Origin of the sequence: Pedobacter kyonggii (genome assembly GCF_004310665.1) — a bacterium.
Classification (GTDB): Bacteria; Bacteroidota; Bacteroidia; order Sphingobacteriales; family Sphingobacteriaceae; genus Pedobacter; species Pedobacter kyonggii.
Map to the genome: position 1 here is coordinate 59,153 of NZ_SIXF01000004.1, position 21,620 is coordinate 80,772.

Here is a 21,620-nt window from a genome sequence, read left to right on the forward strand (position 1 = left end):
CAGTTTAAATGTCAAAAAAAATAATCATTTTCATTATTCTTTTAGGATCGTTTCTGGCGATTAATTTATTTATTTTCAAAAGGCACGAAAATAGTTTGATAAATAGCGCATTTAAAGGACGAATTGATAGTTTAGAAATCGGAGATAAAGGTATTCCTTCAGTATATGTTAATGGAGAACGCTTCCATTTAACAGTTCTGGGCAGAGAATTTAACTACACCGTTAAAAAAGGAGACTTTATCTTGAAAAACTCTGGAGAATCAAAATACAAAATTGTTAGGAAGAATACGAATAGGGTTCTGAATTTTGAGTTTTAAATTTAGAATAACTGAACACTTGGGCTATTCTGTAATTCTGGTTTAATCTATTTGTATGAGCTCTTTTAGTTTTTATCCCTTTAGGCAATAATCACTAGACCATTTCCATAGATTGCTTCGGCTCGCTTATATCCAATCTCGTAACAACGCGAAATTATATAATATATATCTAATTTTGCTTACGATATAGACTGGAATGGTATTAGCTATTTTTACTTTTCCCTCACGAAACGGTATCCACAACCCTCAATACAGGGAGGATTAAGTTGAAGCGATTTTGCCGAAACTTTGTAATAATAAGTCAACGGCATTTTGTAAGTGTTGCTGTAAACCTCCATTTTTACACTATCCAAAATCCTGAATGAAAATAAATCTGGAAGGGCATCCCCTTTAAATTTCCCAGCTTTATCTGCCGATTTTTCTAAAGTAAGATATTTAATTTCACCATTTACTTTTGTATACTTACCCTTTCCATTACCAATATCAAACATGGTTTCCGTCAGCTTCCATTTGCCGTAAACTTCGCTCGGCCCTTCATTATTGTTGTCTGATTTTTTGCAGGATACATCAATAATGCCTGCAACCGTTAAAAGGAGTACTATTATCTTTTTCATAAAGCTTTAATTTACAGCTTATACGGTGCAGAGAACCAAAACGCTACTGAAAAGCTGTTTTGTCGTTGATTAAACATTGAAATCCATCTTACATTTTTACATCTCTCATCGCTTTATGTACCTTTCTCCTGTACGACCAATAAAATACAATTGGATACACAAAAAGGTTAAATAAGGTATTGGTAATTAACCCACCGATAACTACAATGGCCAAAGGTTTAGAGGCTTCGGAACCGATTCCGGTAGAAAGTGCTGCAGGCATTAAACCAATAGCGGCCATTAAAGCCGTCATTAATACGGGCCTGAATCTACTGGCAATTCCATCGCGCATGGCATCGGTAAATGTCCAGCTGGGGTGGTGTTTCAACTCGGCAATGTTGGTTTTGAAACGGGTGATAAGAATTACACCATTTTGTACGCAGATCCCGAATAATGCTATAAAACCTATGCCTGCTGAAATGTTAAAGTTTACACCAGCAGCTAAAAGTGCCAATATACCACCAATCATGGCAAAGGGAACATTATTCAACACCAATAAAGCATCTCTGATATTGCCGAAAAGCACAAACAAAATAAAAAATATCAGTAATAAACTTACCGGAACTGCCTGTGCTAACCTGGCAATAGCCCTTTGCTGGTTTTCAAAATCTCCCGCCCATTCCAGTTGATAACCTTGTGGTAATTTGATTTTTGCATTTACTTTTTCCTGTGCTTCGGCAATTACGCTGCCCATATCACGACCTCTGATCGAGAATTTAATCGCTCCATAACGTTTGTGCTTATCACGATAGATCATACTTGGCCCGGTAATTTTACGGATGCTCGAGATTTCGCCCAATTGAACATTTGAACCCGATAGTGTAGGCATACGTAATTTACTGATGGAACTTTCGTCGTTCCTGAAATCTTCGGGATAACGGATGATGAGATCAAATTTGCGTTCACCTTCATAAATCTGCGTAGCGGCTTTACCACCGATCGCCATTTCGATCACTGCATTGGCATCAGCTGTTCTTACGCCATATAAGGCCATTTTTTTCTGATCGAGGTTAATCTGTAGTTCCGGTTGCCCCAAATTCCTGAGTATGCCTAAATCTTCAATACCTTCTACCGTTTTTAAAATATTTTCTATTTTTTCCTCTTCCTCTTCAATGTACTCGAAGTTTTCGCCAAACAGCTTAACTACAATCGACCCCTTTACACCCGAAACTGCTTCTTCTACATTGTCTGATATCGGTTGAGAAAAATTCAGGCTAATGCCCGGAAAACTCTTTAATTTCTCCTGCATACGCTCAATCAACTGTTCTTTGGTTTGTTTGCGCTTCCATTCTTTACGGGGGTAAATATCCACGTGGAATTCCATATTGTAAAAACCCGTTGCATCCGTTCCATCGTTTGGCCGGCCGGTTTGCGACATTACCTGTTTTACCTCTTCGAAACTTAAAAAGATCTTCCGCATTTCGTTCGAAAGCTTTTTGGTTTCATTTAAAGAAATGCTCAATGGACCAGTAGCACGCACATAAATAGAGCCTTCATCCAAACTTGGCAAAAATTCTGTCCCCAAAAATTTAAAACTAAAAACACCTAAAAATAGCACTACAATAGAAATTCCAAAAACCAGTTTCTTTTTTTTGAAACAGAGATCGTAAAATTTAAGTGTTGCTTTGGTAATCCATTCTAAAAAGATATTGTGTTTCTCTTTTACATCCTTTTTTAGAAGTACGCTGGCCATGGCGGGTACAAGTGTGAAGGTTAAGATTAAAGCACCCAATAAGGCAAAACTTAAAGTCCAGGCCAGGGGAGAGAACATTTTACCTTCCACTTTTTCGAAGGTAAAAATGGGGAGCAAACCGGTAATAATGATCAGTTTGGCAAATAAAATCCCTTTCCCGTTTTCGAGACAGGCTTTTTTTATAAAGCCGAGTTTGCTCATTTTATTAAACTTTTCCATGCCCAGTTTTTTTGCTTTTACATCTAACACGACGAAAATTCCTTCAACCATTACTACTGCCCCGTCTATAATGATTCCGAAATCAATTGCACCCATAGAAAGCAGGTTGGCCGGCATGCCTTTTAATTTGAGGCAGATAAACGCAAAAAGAAGTGCTAATGGAATGATAATAGAAACGATTAAGGTAGTGCGCCAATCGGCCATGAAGAGGAATACGATCAGGGTAACAAATAAAATCCCCTCAAGCATGTTGCCCATCACTGTGTGTATAGAATAATTAATCAGATCTTCGCGGTCGTAGAAGGGTTTGATTTTCACATCATCAGGCAAAATACTGGCATTGATTGTATTTATTTTTTCTTTCAGTCTGGCAATTACTTCACTTGGATTACCGCCTTTCCTCATCACAATAATGCCTTCAACCACATCTGGATCTTTATCACGGCCAACTTGTCCCAACCGTGGCAAAGCCGATTCGGCTACATCGGCAATGGTTTTAACATAAACTGGAGTGCCATTAATATTGTCAACCACTACATTTCTGATTTCATCAATATTATTGAGCACACCAATACCCCGTACCACATAAGCCTGACCACTTTGTACAATTACATCGCCACCTACATTGATATTACTTTTAGATACCGCTTCGAAGAGTTCCGTTGCGCTCACGCCATATTGGATGGCTTTTTGTGGATCAACAGTAATCTGGTAGGTTTTTACCTCCCCACCAAAACTTACTACATCGGCAATGCCCGAAACGGATAATAATTCTCTTTGTATCACCCAGTCTTGTAAGGTTTTTAACTCGCGCACAGATTTTATATCGCTAGATAAGGTATAACGGAATATCTCGCCAGTAGGCCCATAAGGTGGCTGTACTTCTGGCTGGATTCCTTCGGGCAGATTGGCTTCTTCCAGGTGGTTGTTTACTTGCACCCGTGCTTCGGCATAATCTACATCATCTTCAAAACTTACTTTTACAATCGAAAGGCCAAATAATGAAGAAGAGCGGATACTGGTACGCTTTTCTGTAGGGTTCATGGCAATCTCCAAAGGTCTGCTTACAAACTTTTCTACCTCTTCGGCACTTCGGCCTGGCCATTGGGTAATGATGGTGATGTTGGTATTGGTGACATCTGGAAATGCATCAATGACAGTGTGTTTGAAACTTAAATAACCGGCAAGAATTAAAATAAAAGTGGCAAAAAAGATGAAATATTTGTTCTTCAGTGCAAAGCCTATAATGCTTTTTATGAATTTATTCATTTTTAAAATCTAGCGAATGAAAAAATTATTGAGTTTTTAGACTTTCGAACAAGAATACCTGTTTAGAGGCAATGATGCGGTCGCCGGCCTGTACACCTTTACTGATGTAAGTTTTGTCGGCCGTTTTGCGGCCGATTTCGATCTCCTGGATCCTCACTTTGTAGTCCTGACCTAAGACGAGCACATAATTTTTGTTTTCATCGAAAATGACTGCCCGTGAGTTTAATATCGGAAGATCGATGGCAGAATTTGTTGAAACTTTTACCGTTCCGAGCATGCCTGGTTTTAAGAGAAATCCCGGATTTGGGATGACTACCCGTGCATTCAGCACTTTACTGTCCTGATCTACCTGATTGTATAATTTCTCTATTTTTCCTTTAAAAACTTTATCGGGATAGGAGAGCGTAGATAAATTTACTTCGTCGCCAGCCTTTACCCTTGAAATATCCGATTCGTAAATGTTGATCATCGCCCAAACGTTAGAAAGATCGGCAATGGTAAAGAGGCTTTTGTCATTATCACTGCGCAACTGCATATTTTGGGTTACATTTTTTTCGATCACATAACCATTTATTGGCGATTTGATGGCGTATAATCCTGTGCTGCTGCCACCGTTCAGTTTTAAGACTGCATTTGCCCTTTTGGTTTCTGCCATTTTGATCTGATAATCGTTTTTGGCTTCTTCGAGCTCTTTTGCCGAGGATAAACCACTTTGGAAAAGCTGCTCGGTCTGTTTTAACGATCGTTCGGCATTTTTGAGCTCAGCATTTGAAGTAATGACTTCTTTGTCAAATCCGGCCATTTCAGCGCTGTTTACTGTAGCAAGTGTTTGCCCGTTAACAACCTGATCGCCCAGCCTTACGCCAACGCGGTTTACGGTGCCGCTTACCATAGGGAAAAGCTCCGATCGGCGTTCTTCATTTGCTGCAATTTTGGCCGAAAACATCAGTTCAGTTTTGCTATTGGCCTGTTGCACGGTATCGATCAGTAAACGGTTGATCAGTGAATCGGTAATGGCAAATTTATCGTTTGGTACGACTGTTTTATGCTCACTACAAGCAAAGAATAAACTGGTTGCGGCAATGATTACAGTGTTTTTATAGAGATTTTGCATGGAATTTATTTAAAAATATTAGAACCGGTTACATAATTGAGCTCAGCACGGGTGCTCATTCTTTCGAACTGGAGTTTGTTCAGTTGCAGTGTATTTTCTTTGTAGGCATCATAGAGGTCTAAAAATTCGATTAGGCTGATGTTCCTTGCTTTGAAATTTTTGATGAGCGCAGAAATGAGCGTATTAAAATCAGTACTAAAGGCAGGATCGATCTCTGCGTATAATTTTTCGTTACGTAAAGCGGTTTTGTAGCTGTTAAATACTTCATTCTCAAATATGGCTTCCTGTTTTTTGATGTTCATATCGGCTGCAGCTATACTAACTTGGGCTTTTTTAATTTCACCCTGGTTTCTTGAGAAAAGTGGAATGGGGATTTTGATGCCCAAACCTGTATATTTTTCAGGATAATTACCTTTTAAATCGTAACTAAGGCCGATTTCTATATCAGGAATGGCCATAGCCTTTTGCAGTTTTAAATTGCGCTCGTTGTAAAGCAGGTCGGTTTTGGCTAGCTTAAGGTCGGCGCGGTTGGCTCTGGCCGAATCTAATAAGGAACTGTAAGGGATTTTATCGACCAATCCGTTTTTAAAATCTGCTTGATCTACAGTTAAAGAAAGTGAAATATTGGCATCTAAGCCACAGAGTAGCTTAAGGTCTTTGTAATGATCTTCCAGGTCGTTCAGTAAGCCAGCCTGTTCGGCTTTGAGATTGATTAACAGTGATTTAATCCTGATGACATCTTTTGTGGCAACATTGCCCATTTTTAGCTGGTGATCGTAAGCTTTTAGCAACTGATTGGTGGAACTGATCTGTTCCTCGTAAACTTTTACGGATTGTACAGAGAAATAGGTTTTGTAAAAAGTATTTACGAGTTCAAATTTCAACGTCCTTAACAGATCAAAATATTCGTATTCTGCTAGTTTAACCCCTGTTTGAGCGAGTTTGATGTTTTTATTGCGTTTGCCAGCAAGTTTGAACAGCTGCGAAATAGAACCTGCATATTGTCCGTAAGCATAAGAGGTTTGGAAGAATTTCTTTGTTTCGTGATTGTAAAATAGGTTTTCGTATTCGAGCGTAGGGTTCTCAAACAGTTTGGCCGTGATGATTTCGGCCTTTGCCTGATCGATCTCATAATTACTGGCCAGGAGATCATAATTGTGTTTTAAAAAAAGGCTTTCTGCTTTGCTAAGGGTTAAGCTTAGCGTATCGGTTTGTGCAAAAGTTGCTCCAGGCCTGATGGCCAAAAAGAAAATGAGCAACATACATATTCTTCTCATACAGCAAAGCTATCCTTGCCGAATTAAAGGGGGATTAAACGGAAATTAAAAGCGAATTAAAGTTGAAGGTGGAAGCCAGGCTTGCGCTCGTTTCCAAACGAGCGCATAAATAGTTGCACGATTTTATCGTTGTAAACGATATTCTATTCAACGCTCGTTAGAAACGAGCGTTAACAAGAATCGTAATGCAATAAGCTTAAAGATTCCCGCCTGCGGGGAATGACGCTTGAATTTTAGAACCTGAAGGTATTTATTTTAATATTTTCCTGCAATTAAGACCCTGAAATGAATTCAGAGTGACGCATGTAGAGAGACTACTAATCGCTAAAGTTTTGCTAACCTTACCGTAAAAGTGCAACCACCTTTTTCAAGATTTGTGGCGGTTATTTCACCTTTTAGCAGATCGATAATTTTTTGGGCCATATAAAGTCCCATTCCTTCGCCCTTACGGCCAAAATCTTTTGCCCGTGTATAAAAAGGCTTGAAAATATTTTCCTGTTCTCCAGTAGGAATACCCGTTCCTTTGTCGGTAATGTTAATGAAGAAATCATTTTCAGTTGCTTCAACAACAATGCTTACCTGTTGATTGTCGGAAAATTTAAAAGCATTCGAAATGATATTATCCAGGGCGATCTGTAATAAGATGGTATTAGCCAATATTTCAGGTTTTGGATCAGTGGGATTTTGATAAGTAATTTTAAGATCAAGGTTTTTCTGTGCTTTCCACTCAGATTGTATTTTGAGAAGCAGATGGTCTAATCTGATTGGAATAAGTTGAGAATTGATCAGTTCTAGATCCATTTTTGCGAGAGCGAGTAATCCGGTAATGATGTGTTCCATTTTCTCGGCATCTTCGAGCATAGAACCAATTACCTTTTCATAAGTTGCATGGTCTCTTTCTTTGGATAAAGCCAACTCGGCATTCATCATAATCCGGGTTACGGGTGTCCGAAGTTCGTGAGAGGCATTGGCAACAAAGGTTTTCTGTAAAATAAAAGCTTGTTCCAGTTCTTCCATCAAGTGGTTAAAACTTTTGGCAATCAGGTTGATTTCATCTTTATTGTGCTTTTCTTCTACCCTGAATTCCATGTTCTGCGAGCCTGCCTGTTTTACTTCCTGCAAAAACTTCTGAAGGGGTTTTAGCATTTTTTGCGCAATCCATCTGCTCAGCAACAACACGATGAGCGAAATAAGGATGAACACAAAAATCATGATCTTTAGTAGTTTATCCAACCTGTTGTGAGAGCCTTGGTCATCTGCTGAAGCCAGAATCACAAAATTACCCTGATTATCTTTATAATAAATGCCCACCACCTGACGTTGGCCATTCGTGTATTTTAAGTGGCCGCTTTTTCGTACGCGGTCGATGGTGGCATTGGTCCAGTATTGAGCAGAATCGCCGATAAATGTTGCCTTGTTTTTATTATCATAAATGCGGGTAACTTCGCCGTTTAACTTTTGCAGGTATTTATGGCGCACATTGTTCAATGCATCCCGACTAATTTCGTCGGCTTCGAGGTAAAGTTTGGCCGTAACCATAGTGCGGTCGGTAAGGCGCTCGAAGAAATCTGCTTCCAAAAATTTCATGAAAGTAAAATACACGGTGCAAAGTACAGCAAACAGCAACGAGGTGCTGATCAGTGTAAAATATAACGCTATACGATCCTTTATTTTCATTATTTCAGGATATAACCCATATTGATTTTGGTGTGGATGAGCTTCCGTTCAAAACCCTTTTCAATCTTTTTTCGCAAGAAATTGATATACACATCAATTACATTGGTTCCAGTTTCGAAACTGATGTCCCAGACTTGCTCTGCTATAAATTGCCGCGAGAGTAAACGGTTGGGGTTGTGCATAAAAAGTTCGAGCAACACAAATTCTTTGGCGCTAAGTTCGATTGTTTTTCCTGCTCGACTAACCTCCTTACTGTAGGTATCGAGCACCAGGTCTTCGAAATATAATTTGTGGTCAGTTTGAGCCGTAACGATAGGTTGTCTACGTAAAAGTGCAGCCACTCTAGCCAGGAGTTCTTTCAGGTGGAAAGGTTTTACCAGATAATCATCAGCCCCAGCTTCTAGGCCTGTAACCTTATCATCAATAGCACCCAAAGCGGTAAGCATTAAAATCGGCGTTTGCACAGCATTTCCACGGATGTATTTACAAAGTTGGATGCCATTAATACCAGGCATCATGACATCAACAATGAACAGGTTAAAGCTTTGGACTAAGAAAAGCTCCAGCGCATCGATTCCGTTGGCAGCGGTAAGCACCTGGTAATCGTTTTCTTCGAGTGCCGATTTTAAAAGTTCAGCAATTTTAGGGTCGTCTTCAGCTATTCCAATCTTTAGCATCCGACAAAAATAACCATCTCATCTTAAAACGGGATTAAAATGGATGGTCTTTCCTGTTATTTCAGGAGATTTTCGGTTTTGGTGCAGAATTTATCGGTTGCTTCGACAGAGAAAGTAATTCCGCGGTCTGTGGCTCCACAGCCCACTTTAAGCTTGTTTTATGTTTCGATCTGTGTGGACACGGACCGAGGAATTAATTTGTCACATTGGGCCTGTCGAAACGCCTTGTAAGGCATTCAAAACAGGCCCTTCGACAAGCTCTCCGTAGGAGTCCTTTGGACAGGATGACAATCTATTTATGATACAGACTCTTTCTAATCCGTGTTCTGTGTCGTGTCTCCACAGAACACTTTAAGTTTATTTTATGTTTAGGTCTGTGCGGACACAGACCAAGGATTCACATCTACAACAAAGCCCTATCCAAGTGCACATAACCGCCATCCACATGGATCAGTTGGCCTGTAGTGTGGCTCGATTTATCTGATAATAAAAAGACCGCCATGCTGGCAATCTCATCCACGCTGGTCATTCTGTTTTCGAAAGGGATTTTGTCAGTAATGTTCTTCAATTTTTCATCACGGTCTTCGAAAGAGTTGATCCATTTCTCGTATAACGGTGTCCAGGCCTCGGCAACAATAATCGCATTAACACGGATGCTAAAAGGCAATAATTCTACTGCCCACTCGCGTGTTAAGGCGTTTCTGGCACCGTTCGATGCTGCATAACCAGATGTTCCACCTTGTCCGGTTTCTGCAGTTTTGCTGCCGATATTTAATATCGAACCCTTGCTCTGTTTAAGTGCAGGTAGGGCATGTTTAGCCAAGAGGTAATAATGCACCACGTTTTTATGCAGCGATTCCATGAAACCTTCATAAGTTCCATTTTCGAGGCCAACACCATCATTAACACCAGCATTGTTCACTAAACCATCTATTCTGCCATATTTTGTCAATATTGCATCAACAATGGTTTTACAGCTTTCAGGTGCGGTGAGTTCTGCAGTAAAATAATCTGCTTTTAAGCCTAAATCTGTTATTTCCTGAAGCATTTTCAGGTTGTCGTTTTCATTGCGGCCAATAATAATGGGAAAAGCATTTTCAATAGCCAAAGTTTTAACAATTGCCGCGCCAATACCTTTGGCACCACCACTTACCAGGATTATTTTGCCTTCTAAATTTAAATTCATATCTGGTTAATAATTTTGTTTGAATTACGTCATTCCCAGATGATCGGGAATCTTAATGCTAAATAATGGGGTGCTTTAAGATTCCCGCATGCGCGGGAATGACGGATTTATGCTAGGACTTTCATTTTAATTATCCATCCTCCATAGAATTAAAGGCTTACACCTCTTTTCCAGGGAATAAAATCATCCTGATTAAGCTGTACCGCTTTAGGGATTTCTTCGCCGCTGGCTACTTTAATACAGTATTCCAATATATCTTCGCCCATTTCATTAATGGTTTTTTCGCCATTAATCACTGCTCCAGTATCGATATCGATAATATCACTCATGCGTTTCGCCAGGATCGAATTGGTAGCCACTTTTATGGTGGGGCAAACCGGATTTCCTGTTGGCGTGCCCAAACCGGTGGTGAATAAAATTAAGGTTGCTCCTGCAGCAGCTTTACCTGTGGTCGCTTCTACATCATTCCCCGGCGTGCATACCAAGCTTAAGCCAGGCTTAGTAGCGAGTTCAGTATAATCTAAAACATCTACAATAGGAGCGGAACCCGCTTTACGTGCAGCACCTGCCGACTTAATCGCATCGGTAATTAAACCATCTTTAATATTGCCCGGAGAAGGATTCATGTAAAAGCCAGAACCAACTTTATGTGCCAGATCATCATATTCTGTCATTAAACGGATGAATTTTTCAGCAGTTGGCTGGTCAACAGATCTATCGATCATTTCCTGCTCTACGCCACAAAGTTCCGGGAACTCGGCCAATAAGACCTTAGCGCCTAAGGCCACCAATAAATCGGCACAATAACCAACAGCCGGATTAGCTGAGATACCACTAAAACCATCGCTACCACCACATTTTACACCCACACACATTTTGCTTAACGGGGCTGCCGCACGTTCTTGTTTGTTAATGAACATCAATCCTTCAAAAGTACTGCGGATTGAATTTTGGATCAATTGTTCTTCGCTTTGTGCTTTTTGCTGCTCGAAAATTAAAAGTGGTTTGTCAAAATCAGGATCAAGTGCAAACAGGTCGCGTTTAAAATCTTCTACCTGCAAATGTTGGCAACCCAAACTTAAAACAGTTATACCGGCCACATTGGGGTGATGGGCGTAAGCCGCCAATAATTTGCTTAAAGTATCAGCATCCTGACGTGTTCCGCCACAACCCCCATTATGTGTGAGAAATTTAATTCCATCTACATTTTTAAAGGTGCGGCTGGCTTTATCTACTTTAGGCTCAAAACTAATATGATTAATGTCTTCACCCTTTTCGAAGGCCTGAACCAGTTTGTGGGTATAAGATTTATATTTGTCATCTACCGCATAACCCAATTCACTATAAAGCGATTCTTTAATAATATCCAGATTTCTGTTTTCGCAAAATACAGTCGGGATAAATAACCAATAGTTTGCGGTGCCCACTGCACCATTTTTACGGTGATAACCATTAAAACTGCGGTTGGCATATTTACTTACATCAGGCGCTTCCCATTTGTAATTAACATTGCGATAAGCAAATGGCTCTGCAGCATGTTTGGTGTTCTCTACATTCATCCGCATGCCAGCCTTTACATCAAACTGTACCTTTCCAACCAAAACGCCGTACATCATTACCTCATCGCCTGCTTTCATATCCTGCATAAAAAATTTATGCTTGGCAGGGATTTCATCAACAGTAACGTAGGTATTCCCTTCATGCACTATTTTGGTGTCTTTAGGTAAATCTTGTAACGCAACCAAAACATTATCAGCATTGTTAATCTTGATGACTAATTTTTTCATCTATTATAATTCCGTTTTTATTGTATGAATACATCAATTATTAACTCATCTCCTTATTATTAACCACAACTAATTCTGATTTTACTGGAGATAAAAAGGATGCACACAGATATAAGAATCCGTGTTTATCTGTGCGCATCTGTGGTGAAAAATAGAAAAACTAACTGATGATTGCTCATTTTAATATTAGACTTCTAAACTAATTTCGTTTTCAACGTGATTGGGTTTCCATCCTTTCCAGCCGAAGTAGAAAACCACTAAAAAGCATAAGAAAGGGACTAAATATCCATATTGTATATTGTGTGTCGCATCTGATATTAAACCCAATACCGGTGGTAAAAACGCACCGCCAACAATAGACATCACAATTAACGACGAGCCCAATTTTGTATCTTTACCCAAACCTGCTATACCCAGTGAGAATATGGTTGGGAACATAATCGACATAAAGAAAGAGACACCGATTAAAGCATAAACGGTAACCATGCCGCTTGCAAAAATAGATACGAGGGTAAGTACTGCACTAATTAATGCGTAAAGCATCAATAGTTTATGGGCAGCTACATATCTCATGAAAAAAGTTCCGGCGAACCTGCCGACCATAAAAGCCAAGCCTGCCGCACCAGCATACCATTTGGCTGCATCCTGATTGATACCTGCCGATGAGGTGACGAAACTGATAAATAAACTCAGTATACAAACTTGTGCACCAACATAAAAAAACTGTCCAATAATGGCCCAACGCAAATGGCTATGGCCTAATACATGTGCAAAGCTGCTTTTTTCCTGGGTATTTTCTTCTTCCTTAATATCGGGCAGCTTGGTGAAAATAAATAGGATGGCTACTACAATAATCAGGATACCTAAAATTAGATAAGGTGCTTTTACAGTCGATGCCTCTTCTAGTATGTAAGCCTGCTTTTCTAAAGGCAACATTTTCGCCAATTGAGCATCGGTATATTTTACTTCGGTAAAAATAAATTTACCGCCGAGCACAGGTGCTAAAAATGCAGCTAAACCGTTAAATGACTGAGAAAAGTTTAATCGTTGAGTAGCTGTTTCTGGTGGTCCCAGTACGGTAACATAAGGATTTGCCGCTGTTTCAAGGAAGGTTAAACCACAGGCAATAATAAAAAGTGCACCTAAGAAAAATATATATTGTGCGGTATTGGCTGCGGGTATAAATAATAAACAGCCAATGGCGAACAAAACAAGTCCCAATATGATACCGCTTTTATACCCATACTTGCGCATGATATAACCTGCAGGTAAAGCCAATAAAAAATAGGCGATAAAGACCGATGAATCGACCAGGGTAGATTCGAAAACATTTAGTTGAAAAGCTTTGCGTAAATGCGGAATTAATACAGGATCAAGATTGTGGACAAAACCCCAGAAGAAAAAGAGGCTGGTGACTAAAATTAATGGAAATAGGTATCCTTTGCCACTTTTTGGTAGATCGGATACTTTAAAGTTCGTGGGTGTAATTTGACTCATGTTTATTTGGTTATAAATGGTTTAAGCAGCTTTTGCTAAAATAAAAATAGTTAAACTTCTGGCATGGTAAGCACCAATTACCAATGATTTTTCGATATCGGCTGTTTTAGATGACCCGTCAATACCCTGTATCCATAACTGGGTATTTTTAATGCTGTGTAATCATCTGAAATGGATGGCAAATAATCCAACTTTACATAAAATGTTTCTGGTTAGTTGTTCCTTTACAAATTAAACCGTTAGGCGTTAATAAAAATTTAACTTTATGATCTAATTATTAAATGATATTGGCTCGATTTTTTACATTGCAAAATAATTTTGCATATTAGATTGATTTTTTAAGATTTTATGAAACCGCATTTACTTAATGTATCTACTAATTCGGTAGATTCTTTTAGCGCTCGAAGAGACATTATGCCCGATATAAACAATCGTTGGCATTACCACTCTGCATTAGAATTAATCTACGTTAAAAAAGGCAGAGGAACGCAGTTTATTGGCGATAGCATTAAAAATTTTAAGGATGGCGATGTTGTTTTACTCGGAAGCAATTTGCCACACTACTGGCGATTTGACCCAGAGTTTTTCGATGAATTGGGTGGAGAAACAGTTGAAGTTTATGCGATCCATTTTAAAGAAGATTTTTTAGGCAAGGATTTTCTAGATCTTCCCGAAAACCAGGAGATCAAAAAAGTTTTGCTTCAATCGCGACAGGGAATTCAGTTACAAGGAATTTCAAAAGAGAGAATTGCTGGTTTAATGCCGCTGATTATTGAGGCTACGGGAACCATGCGGATTATAAAAATACTGGAAGTATTAACCGAAATAGCCAATTGTGAAGAAAAAAATATGCTGGTTTCGCTAGGATTTAAGCCAAACTTTCTGAAGAACGAAAAAGACAGAATTCAATCTATTTATAACTATACCATCAGCAATTACAAAAATAAAATAGAACTAAAAGAAATTGCTGCGGTAGCTAAAATAAGCCCCAATTCTTTCTGTAAATTCTTTAAAACTAAAAGTAGAAAAACTTATACACAGTTTCTGAACGAGATTAGGGTAGGACAGGCCTGTAAATTATTGATCGAAAATGACCTGACCGTTAAAGAGATCTGCTACGACTGCGGCTTTTATAATTTCACCAGTTTCCATAAGTATTTTAGAGAAATAACAGGGAAAACCCCGCTAAAATATCAACAAGCCTTTTCTAAGCAATAGTTATATCCAGTGAAGTCTATTTTTTAAAATATGACTTCCTAGTTCTACAATATTTGCCGCTTTATTTAAGTTTTCCTGCTTAGTTTTGTTTAAACCAAATATCTATTGCTGAAGTTTTAATGACTTTTATCTTTTATCGATTTAAAATACAAGAATGTTAAAACTAATTTTTGATTTATAGGTTTATAGCTTAAGTTTGTATTTCTAACTGAATATTTTATGAGCAATATCTCTAATCCGAAACCGGTGAAAAAGGGCGATAGGATGGACAATGACCATAATAACCTTAATGAGTCTTACACCCCTGGTTCAAAACATAAATTTGAAGGGTGGCCGATTTTATGGATCCTGATAGCTATATTTTTAATCTCCGCAGTTTTATGGTATACAGGAGCCGCTCCCTACTTAATTAAGTGGATCGCCAATAAATAATAGATTTTTTAGAGAGGTCAGCTTGGCCACAACATTTCATTGTCTTTCTGTGAGAAAGTTTAATGTATTGGCTTAAAGGGAGACGTTAATTTTGATGACGGGAAAAGAACTGATTAAAATTTTTCATCATCGCTGGGAATCTGCTCAGCGGAGAAATAGCAGTACAACATTAATCCAAAAGAAATAATATAAAATACAGCTGTGATTAAAAGGAATGTGCTCATATAAATAGTTATTTGGTTAGTGTAATTATAACGTTAAGTTATCTTAAATTATATAGGGCGATGCATTTATTTTATTCTAATTATTAACATAATTAATTTTAATGTTGAAAACTATTAGCTTAGTTGTTGTGCGGTGTCGATTTGCTATCCTCCAGTTATCTGGTTACCTGACTTGAAATTTATCGCGGTATTGAGTCGGCGTCATCCCAACTGATTTTCTGAACACTTTCCTAAATGCTTTGGGATCATTATAGCCAGAGTTATAAATTACCTCTGTCATTTGCTGGGCAGTTTGCTCCAATAACTTTTTAGCTGCTTCGATACGGGTTTGTTGAAGATACTCGATAGGCGTAATACCAATCACCTGTTTAAAGCGGCGTACAATATTTCTTCTACTGGAAGGAATATCTTTAATCATTTCTTCGATGGTAGCCACATCCTGATAATTATTTTCAATTTTTTCTTGGGCAGAGGCAACAATATCATCATTGTGATGACGGATAGGCTGGAAAGTACTAAAGTACAATTGGTTTACGCGGTCCATATCGATTGCAAAAATCTTAGCTACCTTAACAGCCATATCCTTTCCACAATGAAGCTGTAAAAGATGCAATAACAAATGAAAAGTAGAGGTTGCCCCACCACTTGTAAATAATTTTCCATCCTGTGTTACCGTTTTATCAGCCTTTAAATGAACCAAGGGGAATGCCATAGAAAAGGCCGAGCAGGCATCAACATGTGTGGTCGCCGCTTTACCATCCAACAGTCCTGATGCTGCAAGTAAAAATGCACCAGTACAAAAAGTAGCAATTTCTGCGCCTGCTGCATGTTGTTTGTTTAACCAGGGGATATAGTTTCGGTTTGCTGCGAGAGAATCTTTAATATCGTTGGTTGCAAATGAAGGCACTAAAATAAGATCAAGATGTGCAGCTTTTTGTAGGGGCACACAAGGATGCTCACTAAAGTTATAATTTTTATCCTCAAGTGCAATTAAACTAATGTTAAATGGGGTTTCGAGCTCATCTTTCCGATAAAATCCATTCACAGTATCAAATACATCTAAAATAGCCGCTATGCTTAATAATCTGAAATTTTGGGGGAGTAAAACACCTACTTGTATCATTTGGTTAAAAATTTAAGTATCGTAAATATATAAAAATTGTCTGAAATGCCCCTTAAGATTGACTTTTACGGCAACGGTGTTCGGCTAAATTAACAACTAACTTTATTTCCAGTTAATCAGCTAATTAATAAACATATGAAAACCACCCCAACGAGTAGCAAAATGTACGGCTTTATAGTGCTGTATGAAATGCAAACAGATTTTTTACTAAGGGCTTTAGATGGGATAGACCAAAAGGATGCACAGAAAAGATTGGATACGAAAGCAAATCACATTGCCTGGATTACCGGAAGTGTGGTGCATGGCCGCTATTTTCTGGCCAAATCATTCGGTATCGATCTTCCGTCCATAACCGGCGAACTTTTTGCCGATAACAAAGGAATTGTAGATGATGCCACTTACCCTTCACTTGCAGATTTCATTAAAGATTGGAAAGAAATTTCTCCAAAGTTACAGGAGGCTTTAACCCAGGCTACCGACGAGAAACTGGAAGAGAAACTCAATATCCCCGGAATGGAGATCACACTGTTTGAAATGATCAGCTTCAACAGTTACCGGGAAGCCAATTGCATTGGGCAGATTGCCCTATGGCGCAGGTTATTAAACTATCCTGGAATGAATTACATGTAAGCTATGGAAAAGATAATAAAAGAAGCCAACGAAACGCTGTCGGCGTTAGAAAATACGTTATCGAAATTTGATACTGCACAAATTAATGCAGTACCATTTAAGGGAAGCTGGACAGCCGGCCAACTGGCTGAACATATGATTTTATCAAATTCGGGCTTTCTACAGGTTATAAATGGACCAGTAACCGAAACAGATAAACCAGCCGATTTTATGGTAGCGCAAATTAGGAACGACTTTTTAAATTTCAATGTGAAGTACGATTCGCCTGAAGAGATTTATCCTGAAGACAGGACATATAATCAGCCTGAATTATTAAACAACTTAAAACAGATCAGAGATGGGATTTCAGCTTCTATAGCTGACCTGGATTTAACGAAGACCTGCAGCTCCTATGAATTGCCCGGTTATGGTTTTCTAACCCGCCTAGAGGCAGTTTATTTTGTGATTTATCATACGCAACGACACGTACATCAGTTAAATAAAATTTATAGCGAACTGGATAGCAATTGATTTTTAATTAAATTTATGAGAAACAACAGGCTTAATCTGCTAAATCCCTATATCGGCAAATGGAAAACAGAAGGTTTAACAAAATCAGGTGATATAATCACTGGAACTGATACCTACGAATGGGTTGATGGTGGTTTTTTCTTAATGCATCAGGTAGATATCATGTTTGGTGATAAAAAGATCCGATCGTTAGAAATTACCCACTATGATGATATGGAGGATGTTTTTAGGTCGCAATCGTTCGATAATGAAGGCAATATTTCAATATCTACCCTTAAAATTTACGATGATATCATTTTAATATTTGCCGATACTGAAAGATTTAAAGGAAATTTCAAAGCCAATACTATTGAAGGGGCATGGGAACAATTTGATGGTAAAAACTGGGTAGCATGGATGGATATCAAATTAACAAAACTTGCAGATGAGCAATGAAGCAAACATGCCGAAAGTAAATGAGGTTGAGGACTACATGAAAAAGTTAGATCATCCTTTTAAGGCGGAAATCGAGCGGTTGCGAAACATAATTCTCAATGCCAACCCTAAACTGGAAGAAAGGGTAAAATGGAATGCGCCCAGTTATTATTATGTAAAAGATCTGGCTGCTTTTAACCTCAGGGCAAAAGGATATGTGCAGGTCATTTTTATTTTTTACGATGGAAATATGATCGAAGATCCATCTTTATTACAAGGCAATTGGAAAGATAGGCGTGAAGCAAGGTTTTACAGTATGGTCGATATTAAAGCAAAACAACCTGCGCTTGAGCAATTGGTAAATAATTGGGTTAAACTAATAGAGCCAAATAATAATTAACCATCTCAAAGGAGAAAAAACCAACAAAACAATGGCAACAATTAATACGTGATTATAATAGGGAATAACCCTGAGTCCTTAGTTCATGTCTTTTTTATTAATTGAGTGTATAGTAATAATATAAATCGCGGGTGCGGTAATATAATGAGCGAATTAGATAATATAAATGGTCACTGGCTCATGGTTAATGGGCTATGGCTATTAACCATAAAACCATCAACCAAAACAGATTAATTTATTATTACACCCATGTATCAATGCCCAGTGTACCAATGACTAATGAACAAATGCCCAATGAACTATAAATAACTTTTATTATTTTTAAATCTAGAAACCAAAAATTAAACCACTATGAAAATTGCAGTTATTATTGTACGCGTGCTTTTAGCCGCCATGTATCTTTTTGCTTCTGTAAGCTATTTTCTTAATATAATGCCGAAGGCTCCGGAAATGACAGCGGCACAAACAAGTTTTATGACTGGCTTAATGGCCTCTGTGTACCTTTTTCCATTGATCAAAATAACAGAACTGGTTGGTGGTGTCCTATTGCTTATTGGTCGTACAGCTCCTTTAGCTGCACTAATAATTTTCCCGGTTACTTTAAACATTTTTCTTTACCACGCATTTTTAGGTCCGAAAGATTTGCCGATGGTTGCCGTAATGCTCCTGTTTAATTTATTCCTGTTTTATGCTTATCGGGCTAAGTATCTGCCGATCTTTTCAAAGTAAATTTTATAGTTTTTAAAAAATTTCATACTTTTTCTCTTTATTTAGTGTTTCGATATAAGGTGTAATTATTATCTTTAAAAACTAACTAGAAATAAAAAATATGAGGAAGTTACCATTTTTAATGCTGCTTTTTGTTGCAGTATCGTTTTCTGCATTTGCACAGAACAAAGATGCTATCATAGGCAAATGGCTTAACCCGTCGGGTGAAGGGCAAATAGAAATCTATAAGAAAAGCGATAAATATTATGGAAAGTTAGCCTGGATGAAGGAACCCAATTTAAATGGTAAACCTAAACTAGATGCTAAAAATCCTGACGAAAAACTACAGAAACGCGCATTATTGAATCTGGAAATATTAAAAGATTTTGTTTACGATGATGGCAAGTGGACTGATGGAACAATTTACGATCCAAAAAGTGGCAAAACTTACAGCTGTAACATGTCTTTAAAAAGTACCGATGTATTAAATGTACGTGGTTATGTAGGTATTTCACTTTTAGGCCGATCAGAAACTTTTAGACGAGTAAAATAATTTATAGATGAAGAAAATTTTATGGTGCCTTTTAGCGGCACCTTTTTTTTGCGCTGCACAGTCGTATTCCATTAAACCATTGAATGAAAATACCAAAACCAGTTTACGCGGGTTAAGTGTCGTATCAGATCAGGTTACCTGGGTAAGTGGTAGTAATGGATCGGTAGGTAAAACAACTGATGGTGGTATAACCTGGAAATGGTTAAAACCAAAAGGTTACGAAAAAATCGATTTCAGGGATATTGAAGCTTTCGACGATAAACAGGCCATTATAGTGGGCATTGCATCGCCGGCATACATTCTGAAAACCGTAGATGGTGGTGAAACCTGGACAGAAAATTATAAAAATGTAGATTCAGCTATATTTTTGGACGGGCTAAGTTTCTGGGATAAAAATAAAGGAATCATTTTTGGCGATCCTATTAATGATAATATGCAGTTGCTTAAAACCCTAGATGCAGGTAAAACCTGGCAGGATATATCTGCAAACCTCAAAACTAAATTAACAAAAGGTGAAGCGAGTTTTGCAGCCAGTGGTACAACTATTAAAGCACTGCCTGGTGGTAAAACCTGGATTGCATCAGGCGGAACAGTATCTAACATTTACTTTTCTCCAGATTATGGAAAAAACTGGCAAGTATTTAAATGGCCTATTTTGCAGGGTGAAAATAGTACAGGTCCTTTCTCTATCGATTTTTTGAATGAGAAAATTGGTGTAACAGTTGGTGGTAACTACTTAAAAGATAAAGAAAATACCAATAATATTCTTTTAACGAGCGATGGGGGCAAAACCTGGCAAAAGCCAGCTACCCCGGTTTTAGGATTCCGATCGGCTGTAACCTATATTAATGCTGAAACTTTAATTGCTACTGGTACTTCAGGGACAGATATTTCTACTGATGGCGGTCAAAACTGGAAACACATTTCTGATAAAAGTTTTAATGCCGTTCAAAAAGCCAAAAAAGGTAAACAGATTGTTCTGGCGGGAGAAAAAGGTAATATTTATCAATTGATGATCAGCAAATAAAATTTCAGTCCTATTACGTAACAGTTTTATTGATTAAGTATCTAATCAATAAAACGATTCAAATAAATAAAAAGATTGAAGCATTGGGATTGATAAAATTTTGTTTCTTTGCTGTCAACTAAAACTTTAATTTAAAACATACACACACGCTCAATGGATTTTTTGCACACGATTTTAGGTGACGATATACAGGCCGGACTATTAATTATTTTGAATTTAATTGTGATCGAAAGTTTGCTTTCGGTAGACAATGCTGCTGTTTTGGCTACTATGGTAATGGATCTGCCAAAATCGCAAAGAGAAAAAGCTTTAAAATATGGTATTATTGGTGCCTATGTATTCAGGGGGATCTGTTTGTTCCTGGCGGCTTGGTTGGTGCAAATCTGGTGGCTAAAACCACTTGGTGGCTTATACCTGTTATACCTCGCTTTCGATTATTTTAGAAAAAAGAACAACAAAGGCAAGGAAGATGAAGAGGAGGTAGACAAAAGCAAAAGCTGGATTTATAAATCTACCGTAGGTTTAATGGGTAATTTTTGGGCAACGGTTGCTCTAGTAGAGGTAATGGATCTGGCTTTCTCTATCGATAATGTTTTTGCGGCCGTAGCTTTTACCGATCATATCTGGTTAATCTATATCGGCGTTTTTATCGGGATTTTGGCTATGCGTTTTGTAGCGCAGGCATTTGTGAAACTGATGGAGAAGTTTACCTTTTTGGAAACGATAGCATTCATCGTAATTGCTGTTTTAGGAATTAAACTTACTTCATCTTTAGTAACACATTTCTATAAAGAATCGCCTATTTCTCATGTTATTGAAAGTGAAAAAACAGATCTTTTTGTATCTGTTTTTACGGTAGCCATTTTCATTATACCCGTAGTAACTTCCTTATTGTTTAACTATCCAAAAAAACACAAAAGCGATATCATCATTTCGGACGATGCCGAAAAGGTATTAGAAAAATCTTAAATTATAAGGCTTATCTGTGATAAATCTTACAATTAATCGTTGGTAA

General features: G+C 38.0%; 20 protein-coding genes. 10 read left to right on the forward strand and 10 right to left on the reverse strand.

Annotated elements, in window-relative coordinates; translation table 11 throughout:
- Positions 1–8: 8 nt before the first annotated feature.
- On the forward strand, positions 9–317 hold the full coding sequence (locus EYS08_RS06020) for a hypothetical protein (protein ID WP_131029128.1): 309 nt from the start codon (positions 9–11) through the stop codon (positions 315–317).
- A gap of 212 nt (positions 318–529) precedes the next feature.
- On the opposite strand, the gene EYS08_RS06025 is transcribed toward EYS08_RS06020, so the two are convergent.
- The 9 genes from EYS08_RS06025 to fucP form a co-directional block, all read right to left on the reverse strand.
- Positions 530–931, reverse strand: coding sequence for a hypothetical protein (locus EYS08_RS06025; protein ID WP_131029130.1), 402 nt, complete (start codon positions 929–931; stop codon positions 530–532).
- Positions 932–1,019: 88 nt separating this feature from the next.
- On the reverse strand, positions 1,020–4,151 hold the full coding sequence (locus EYS08_RS06030) for an efflux RND transporter permease subunit (protein ID WP_131029131.1): 3,132 nt from the start codon (positions 4,149–4,151) through the stop codon (positions 1,020–1,022).
- Positions 4,152–4,176: 25 nt separating this feature from the next.
- Positions 4,177–5,265 (reverse strand): efflux RND transporter periplasmic adaptor subunit, encoded by a 1,089-nt coding sequence (locus EYS08_RS06035; RefSeq protein ID WP_131029133.1) that lies wholly within the window; start codon positions 5,263–5,265, stop codon positions 4,177–4,179.
- A gap of 5 nt (positions 5,266–5,270) precedes the next feature.
- Positions 5,271–6,542, reverse strand: a complete 1,272-nt coding sequence (locus EYS08_RS06040) for a TolC family protein (RefSeq protein WP_244215864.1) — start codon at positions 6,540–6,542, stop codon at positions 5,271–5,273.
- 324 nt (positions 6,543–6,866) lie between these two features.
- Positions 6,867–8,219, reverse strand: a complete 1,353-nt coding sequence (locus tag EYS08_RS06045; RefSeq protein WP_131029135.1) for a HAMP domain-containing sensor histidine kinase — start codon at positions 8,217–8,219, stop codon at positions 6,867–6,869.
- Positions 8,219–8,896 (reverse strand): response regulator transcription factor, encoded by a 678-nt coding sequence (locus EYS08_RS06050; RefSeq protein ID WP_131029136.1) that lies wholly within the window; start codon positions 8,894–8,896, stop codon positions 8,219–8,221. Before EYS08_RS06050 ends, EYS08_RS06045 begins: the two co-directional genes overlap by 1 nt.
- Positions 8,897–9,299: 403 nt before the next feature.
- Positions 9,300–10,082: an L-fucose dehydrogenase gene (locus EYS08_RS06055; RefSeq protein WP_131029138.1), complete on the reverse strand. Its 783-nt coding sequence runs from the start codon at positions 10,080–10,082 to the stop codon at positions 9,300–9,302.
- Positions 10,083–10,231: 149 nt separating this feature from the next.
- Complete coding sequence (locus tag EYS08_RS06060; RefSeq protein ID WP_131029140.1) at positions 10,232–11,869, reverse strand: UxaA family hydrolase; 1,638 nt, start codon at positions 11,867–11,869, stop codon at positions 10,232–10,234.
- Between the two features lie 186 nt (positions 11,870–12,055).
- Positions 12,056–13,366 (reverse strand): L-fucose:H+ symporter permease, encoded by a 1,311-nt coding sequence (gene fucP / locus EYS08_RS06065; protein WP_131029141.1) that lies wholly within the window; start codon positions 13,364–13,366, stop codon positions 12,056–12,058.
- A gap of 348 nt (positions 13,367–13,714) precedes the next feature.
- Between fucP and EYS08_RS06075 the strand changes: the two genes are divergently transcribed.
- Positions 13,715–14,584, forward strand: a complete 870-nt coding sequence (locus EYS08_RS06075; protein WP_131029143.1) for an AraC family transcriptional regulator — start codon at positions 13,715–13,717, stop codon at positions 14,582–14,584.
- 819 nt (positions 14,585–15,403) lie between these two features.
- Here the strand turns inward: EYS08_RS06075 and EYS08_RS06085 are convergent.
- Positions 15,404–16,363, reverse strand: coding sequence for a GlxA family transcriptional regulator (locus tag EYS08_RS06085; RefSeq protein WP_131029144.1), 960 nt, complete (start codon positions 16,361–16,363; stop codon positions 15,404–15,406).
- 135 nt (positions 16,364–16,498) lie between these two features.
- Here EYS08_RS06085 and EYS08_RS06090 point away from each other — a divergent pair, with 135 nt between their 5' ends.
- The 8 genes from EYS08_RS06090 (at position 16,499) to EYS08_RS06125 (ending at position 21,574) form a co-directional block, all read left to right on the forward strand.
- Positions 16,499–16,993 carry a DinB family protein gene (locus tag EYS08_RS06090; RefSeq protein ID WP_131029146.1) on the forward strand — a complete coding sequence of 165 codons (495 nt, stop codon included), beginning with the start codon at positions 16,499–16,501 and terminating at the stop codon, positions 16,991–16,993.
- Positions 16,994–16,996: 3 nt separating this feature from the next.
- Positions 16,997–17,503, forward strand: a complete 507-nt coding sequence (locus tag EYS08_RS06095) for a DinB family protein (protein WP_131029148.1) — start codon at positions 16,997–16,999, stop codon at positions 17,501–17,503.
- A gap of 15 nt (positions 17,504–17,518) precedes the next feature.
- Positions 17,519–17,938, forward strand: coding sequence for a hypothetical protein (locus EYS08_RS06100; RefSeq protein ID WP_131029150.1), 420 nt, complete (start codon positions 17,519–17,521; stop codon positions 17,936–17,938).
- Positions 17,928–18,317 (forward strand): DUF1801 domain-containing protein, encoded by a 390-nt coding sequence (locus EYS08_RS06105; protein WP_244215865.1) that lies wholly within the window; start codon positions 17,928–17,930, stop codon positions 18,315–18,317. The genes EYS08_RS06100 and EYS08_RS06105 overlap by 11 nt, the downstream gene beginning before the upstream one ends.
- Positions 18,318–18,668: 351 nt before the next feature.
- The gene (locus EYS08_RS06110) at positions 18,669–19,046 is read left to right on the forward strand and encodes a DoxX family membrane protein (RefSeq protein WP_131029152.1); all 378 of its coding nucleotides are present in this window, start codon (positions 18,669–18,671) and stop codon (positions 19,044–19,046) included.
- Positions 19,047–19,146: 100 nt separating this feature from the next.
- Positions 19,147–19,578: a DUF2147 domain-containing protein gene (locus EYS08_RS06115; protein ID WP_131029154.1), complete on the forward strand. Its 432-nt coding sequence runs from the start codon at positions 19,147–19,149 to the stop codon at positions 19,576–19,578.
- 7 nt (positions 19,579–19,585) lie between these two features.
- The gene (locus EYS08_RS06120) at positions 19,586–20,605 is read left to right on the forward strand and encodes a WD40/YVTN/BNR-like repeat-containing protein (RefSeq protein WP_131029156.1); all 1,020 of its coding nucleotides are present in this window, start codon (positions 19,586–19,588) and stop codon (positions 20,603–20,605) included.
- A gap of 153 nt (positions 20,606–20,758) precedes the next feature.
- Entirely contained in the window at positions 20,759–21,574 is an 816-nt protein-coding gene (locus tag EYS08_RS06125; RefSeq protein WP_131029157.1) for a TerC family protein, read from the forward strand.
- Positions 21,575–21,620 lie beyond the last annotated feature (46 nt).

What these genes read in the sequence shown, in the direction of transcription:
- EYS08_RS06120 (WP_131029156.1), top strand. Translation starts at nt 19,586, where the DNA reads ATGAAGAAAATTTTATGGTGCCTTTTAGCGGCACCTTTTTTTTGCGCT.
- EYS08_RS06030 (WP_131029131.1), bottom strand. Translation starts at nt 4,151, where the DNA reads ATGAATAAATTCATAAAAAGCATTATAGGCTTTGCACTGAAGAACAAA.
- EYS08_RS06035 (WP_131029133.1), bottom strand. Translation starts at nt 5,265, where the DNA reads ATGCAAAATCTCTATAAAAACACTGTAATCATTGCCGCAACCAGTTTA.
- EYS08_RS06025 (WP_131029130.1), bottom strand. Translation starts at nt 931, where the DNA reads ATGAAAAAGATAATAGTACTCCTTTTAACGGTTGCAGGCATTATTGAT.
- EYS08_RS06115 (WP_131029154.1), top strand. Translation starts at nt 19,147, where the DNA reads ATGAGGAAGTTACCATTTTTAATGCTGCTTTTTGTTGCAGTATCGTTT.
- EYS08_RS06105 (WP_244215865.1), top strand. Translation starts at nt 17,928, where the DNA reads ATGAGCAATGAAGCAAACATGCCGAAAGTAAATGAGGTTGAGGACTAC.
- EYS08_RS06095 (WP_131029148.1), top strand. Translation starts at nt 16,997, where the DNA reads ATGGAAAAGATAATAAAAGAAGCCAACGAAACGCTGTCGGCGTTAGAA.
- EYS08_RS06100 (WP_131029150.1), top strand. Translation starts at nt 17,519, where the DNA reads ATGAGAAACAACAGGCTTAATCTGCTAAATCCCTATATCGGCAAATGG.
- EYS08_RS06075 (WP_131029143.1), top strand. Translation starts at nt 13,715, where the DNA reads ATGAAACCGCATTTACTTAATGTATCTACTAATTCGGTAGATTCTTTT.
- EYS08_RS06050 (WP_131029136.1), bottom strand. Translation starts at nt 8,896, where the DNA reads ATGCTAAAGATTGGAATAGCTGAAGACGACCCTAAAATTGCTGAACTT.
- fucP (WP_131029141.1), bottom strand. Translation starts at nt 13,366, where the DNA reads ATGAGTCAAATTACACCCACGAACTTTAAAGTATCCGATCTACCAAAA.
- EYS08_RS06020 (WP_131029128.1), top strand. Translation starts at nt 9, where the DNA reads ATGTCAAAAAAAATAATCATTTTCATTATTCTTTTAGGATCGTTTCTG.
- EYS08_RS06085 (WP_131029144.1), bottom strand. Translation starts at nt 16,363, where the DNA reads ATGATACAAGTAGGTGTTTTACTCCCCCAAAATTTCAGATTATTAAGC.
- EYS08_RS06055 (WP_131029138.1), bottom strand. Translation starts at nt 10,082, where the DNA reads ATGAATTTAAATTTAGAAGGCAAAATAATCCTGGTAAGTGGTGGTGCC.
- EYS08_RS06045 (WP_131029135.1), bottom strand. Translation starts at nt 8,219, where the DNA reads ATGAAAATAAAGGATCGTATAGCGTTATATTTTACACTGATCAGCACC.
- EYS08_RS06040 (WP_244215864.1), bottom strand. Translation starts at nt 6,542, where the DNA reads ATGAGAAGAATATGTATGTTGCTCATTTTCTTTTTGGCCATCAGGCCT.
- EYS08_RS06060 (WP_131029140.1), bottom strand. Translation starts at nt 11,869, where the DNA reads ATGAAAAAATTAGTCATCAAGATTAACAATGCTGATAATGTTTTGGTT.
- EYS08_RS06110 (WP_131029152.1), top strand. Translation starts at nt 18,669, where the DNA reads ATGAAAATTGCAGTTATTATTGTACGCGTGCTTTTAGCCGCCATGTAT.
- EYS08_RS06125 (WP_131029157.1), top strand. Translation starts at nt 20,759, where the DNA reads ATGGATTTTTTGCACACGATTTTAGGTGACGATATACAGGCCGGACTA.
- EYS08_RS06090 (WP_131029146.1), top strand. Translation starts at nt 16,499, where the DNA reads ATGAAAACCACCCCAACGAGTAGCAAAATGTACGGCTTTATAGTGCTG.